This window comes from Acinetobacter sp. (genome assembly GCF_049284435.1).
Classification (GTDB): Bacteria; Pseudomonadota; Gammaproteobacteria; order Pseudomonadales; family Moraxellaceae; genus Acinetobacter.
In genome coordinates this window covers 1-3,990 of the sequence record NZ_JBAPXX010000081.1, presented here as the reverse complement: position 1 = coordinate 3,990, position 3,990 = coordinate 1, and the positions used below count along the sequence as shown (strand labels likewise).

Genomic DNA, 3,990 nt, shown 5'->3' with positions numbered 1-3,990 from the left:
ACTGGCAACTCAGTCTGGCTGCAAAATTGGGCCTGGTTGCACTGGCAAGTGGGTGTATAGCAGGTCTGGGTTATCGCCTGGTGCAGAAAAATCGGAGTTTTGCTCTGGCACTGGAAGGACTGGGTTTAGGGAGTCTGTTCCTGACCTTATTTTTTGCCTATTACAATCTGGTGATTCCCACGTTACCGTTGGCGACTTTGCTATTCCTCATCATTCTGGCCATCACTTTGTATTTAAGCCTGAAACAGGAAAGCATCGAACTGGCTTTGATGGCTTTGCTGATTGCTTATCTGGCGCCGTTTACCTTACCGACCCGCGATGCTTCTGCCGTTGAGCTGATTAGCTATTATTTGCTGATCAATATCGGGGTGGCAGTGCTGAGCAGTTTCCGGCCATGGAAGATTCTCAATCAAATTGCCTTTTTAGTGACTGCGGTCGTTGGCGGGATATATAGCCTGATTCATGGTTATACATATGAGCGTTATGCCATGACTGCGTTGATTCTGGCACATAGTGCGCTGTTTATCTGGCTAGGTTTCCGCTTTAGCCAGTTGCTGGCACGACAGGATCTCTCACGTTTTCAGTTAAAACCGGTATTGGACTTAGCGCTGATTTTTGCTGCACCGATCACGGCATATATTTTTCTGTATCTGATTCATTTTAATCAGCCCAATCAAAAACTCTGGCAAGCTGGATTAAGCCTGTTCTTTGCACTGGTCTTTGCCGCTTGCTGGACACTGCTGCGCCGTAAACAAACTATCCTGCTCATTTCGCAGAGCTATCTGAGCCTGATGCTGATTTTTCTCGCCTTGGTGCCCCCGATCTTATTGACAGAACAATGGAGTGTGATTGTCTGGGCAGTTGAAGGTGTGCTGATTTATTTATGGGCCTTGGAAAAAAATGTCCGGGTAGCACACTATCTGAGCATGGGCTTATTGCTGATGGCCGGATTCAGCAGCCTGTATTATCTGGTCGAGATTAATCCAACACCGCGAATCATTTTCTGGATTTTGAGTCTGTGCTATGTGGCAGTCGTGGTCATCAGTCAGCTTAAAAAGCAGTACCAGCAGCAGATGAATAGTCTGAGTGTCAGTTTTTTAAGCAGCCTAAGTGTCGCGGCCAGCCTGATGTTATTTGCCTTGCTGGAAGATGAATTTCCGAGTCAGCATGCCTATGTGCTGAGTTTATTTATCATCACACTGGGTTATGTAATGTTCAATGAAATGATCCTGCGCAAAAATCAGGAGTGGTCATGGTTACTGCCGAAGTGGAGTGGCATCTCGCCCTTGCTGGTCATTGCGGCGATTCTAACTCTGGATCGCAGTCAGAATGCGGTGATTGTCTGGAATAGTGATCTGGAACGTGGGGTTTCTGCACTTTCAACGATATTATTGGCCATTCTGTGGCTTAGACCGCTGGCTGGCTTGCAGCTCTCCAAAGAATGGATGAGCTTTGGCGTTTTTAGCAGTCTGGCTCTGGCAAGTGTATGCCTGATTCCGAACATGCCTTATCTGAGCATGGTGATTTTACCTTTATTATTCTGCCTGTGGTGCTATCGGCAGGATGTGCAGTCAGGTTGGCAGCAGCTTTGGCAAACCAAGAGCTGTTTATTGCTGATGGCAACTTGGCTGGTTTGTTCACAGCTGTTTAGCCAGCAAGCCTTTCAATATTACTGGCTGCCGATTCTGAATCCTTTTGACCTGATCAGTATCGCCATGTTTGCCAGTTTTATCTGGATGCTGTTACAGCAAATCAAGGTGGGACGTGATAAAGGCATGATCGCAGTTTTAATGGTACTAAGTCTGTTATGGCTTTCCAGTTATATTGTTTTAAGAGCTTTACATGTGTACCTGCAGACGCCGTTTAATGAGCTGGCATTATGGAGCAATGCGACGGTTCAGCTTAGTCTGACCATACTTTGGGTATTACTCGCCTGGATTACCATGTGGACGGCGACACTCAAAAAACTGAAACCGATGTGGATTTTAGGCGGCAGTATTCTGGTGATTGTGACCTTGAAGCTCGTACTATTTGACCTGTCACATATTGGCACCCTGACCCGGGTGATTTCATTCCTGCTGGCGGGCGGGGTGATGCTGCTGATTGCTTATATTGCGCCGATGCCGGAGAAGGAGCTTTGAATCCTCTCCCTAACCCTCTCCTTTAAAAAGGAGAGGGAATCTAAGGGTTATTTCAGATCAGGCTCTCTTTTGAGGGCCTTTTCATTGGCATATTGATCGATTTCTTCATTTTCCAAAGGGCGGGAAAGTGGATGATCGACAAAGCCCATTTTTGGTACCGGAATTTCAATCTGGTTATCGACAAAGCCGTTGCGAATCCGTTCCTGCATTTCATCACGGACTTTCAGGTAGTTTTCCTGTTGGCACCACACCGCAAACAGCAGTTCAATCGAAGATTCACGGAAAGCGGTAACGGTGACTGCCGGTTTCGGGTCGGCCAGAACCAGTGGATACTTGTTGGCAACGTCCAGTAGTACTTCGCGCACCTTGATAATATCTTCATGGAAATTGATCGCCAAGGTAATTGGAATACGCCGTATCGGAAATTTCGACAGGTTCTGCACTGGTGCTCGAATCAGCTGTTCATTTGGCAAACGCACATAGATATTATCTTGGGTCAAAAGTTTAACCGAGAGCAGGTCAATCGAAATCACTTCACCTTCAATGGTATGTCCGCGGATCAAGGTCAGCTGGATGGTATCGCCAACTTCAAAAGAACCTTCACCAATCAGGAACAGACCACTGATCAGGTTGGATGCTGATGTTTGCGAAGCAAAACCCAGTGCAACCGTTAAAATTCCGGCAGCGCCGAGGAAGACACTGAGTTTAAAGCCGGCCTCTTTCAGGCTGGCCATCACAAACAGCAGGAAGATAAAATAGAAAATCCCGCGGCGCCAGACCAGTTTCTGATGGGCATTAAAACGGACACCAATGGTGCGAATAAAGGTATTGGAAACAAAGCGCGCAATCAGGAAACCAATAAAGCACAACACCACCGCCACCAAAATTTCGGTCAGACGATCGGTATTGATATTGGTAAATACTCCCTTCAGGCTATTGGTGACTTCGGTCGGAATATTTGAACTTGGCATCAGACGCCCTTAGAAAAATGAATCAAACATATTAAATAATGCACCTGCCGGATCGCGCGGTGGATGCAGATAGGCTACTTCACCGGCATTTGGTGGCGTGCGGTTTTCCACCCGGATCCGCGGTGGACGATCCGAACTTTCATGTAAGACCCGAATTTGTGAGGTCCATAAGCGGCCGGTACTTTCACTGTAAAAAAGCGGCAGGGCAGGCACAGGAACATTCATCCGGTCAAAGCGCAATTGCTGGTTGCTGGTATTGTGAAACTCAATCGGCGTGACCGCACGAAAGGCTCGCGGATGTAACTGTTTCAGTTCGGTTCTGCCATCGACTGCGGTGGCATAACAGATTTCCCCCGAGCGGTGATTGGGTCCAAACCAGGTATCCTTGGGCAGGATGACCGGCAGATCAAAAATCGGTTCGCGTTGACCCTCGACAAAACCGGCAATCCATAAGGGCGTGCTGATATAAAGCGTACCGCGTTGTCCGGCAGGAATATAAATTGGATCGACCGGCTTAATCACCACAGAACGGTCTGCAAGGCGAGGCATGAGTTGCAATTTGTTTTGCGTGGATTTGAACATATAGCGTTCAATCTTCACGGGTGGTGGAAAGGCAAAATTCGGATCATCAATCTGATGCCATTGCTGCTCATAATCGTATTGCACAGAAGGGCGGAAATATTCCAGTCGCCATTCCTGAATCCCCCGGGTCAGGCGAAACAGCAAGGAGCCAAACTGCCAGGCTTTAGACTGATTTATTTCAAAATTCTGTTCTCCCCACCAGCGCATTTTTGCTGTATTCGGGATTAATTCATCTTTATCTTGCGGCAATCTTGGCACCCTTTCTTGCTAAATCTTTGAAAACATACTTCACGCTG

At 47.3% G+C, this 3,990-nt stretch carries 3 protein-coding genes; 1 reads left to right on the top strand and 2 read right to left on the bottom strand.

The window, feature by feature from the left end:
- A partial coding sequence (locus WAK81_RS07655; RefSeq protein WP_422196345.1) for a DUF2339 domain-containing protein occupies positions 1 to 2,141 on the top strand: 2,141 nt, incomplete at its 5' end.
- Positions 2,142 to 2,188: 47 nt separating this feature from the next.
- Here the strand turns inward: WAK81_RS07655 and WAK81_RS07650 are convergent.
- Both WAK81_RS07650 and WAK81_RS07645 read right to left on the bottom strand, forming a co-directional pair.
- A complete protein-coding gene (locus tag WAK81_RS07650) occupies positions 2,189 to 3,112 on the bottom strand; it encodes a mechanosensitive ion channel family protein (RefSeq protein ID WP_422196344.1) in 924 nt (307 codons plus the stop codon).
- 9 nt (positions 3,113 to 3,121) lie between these two features.
- The gene (locus WAK81_RS07645) at positions 3,122 to 3,901 is read right to left on the bottom strand and encodes a hypothetical protein (RefSeq protein ID WP_086044916.1); all 780 of its coding nucleotides are present in this window, start codon (positions 3,899 to 3,901) and stop codon (positions 3,122 to 3,124) included.
- Between the last annotated feature and the right edge of the window lie 89 nt (positions 3,902 to 3,990).

Bases quoted from the DNA above. Each gene is read 5' to 3' on its own strand.
- WAK81_RS07645 (WP_086044916.1), bottom strand. From the start codon at position 3,901: ATGCGCTGGTGGGGAGAACAGAATTTTGAAATAAATCAGTCTAAAGCC.
- WAK81_RS07650 (WP_422196344.1), bottom strand. From the start codon at position 3,112: ATGCCAAGTTCAAATATTCCGACCGAAGTCACCAATAGCCTGAAGGGA.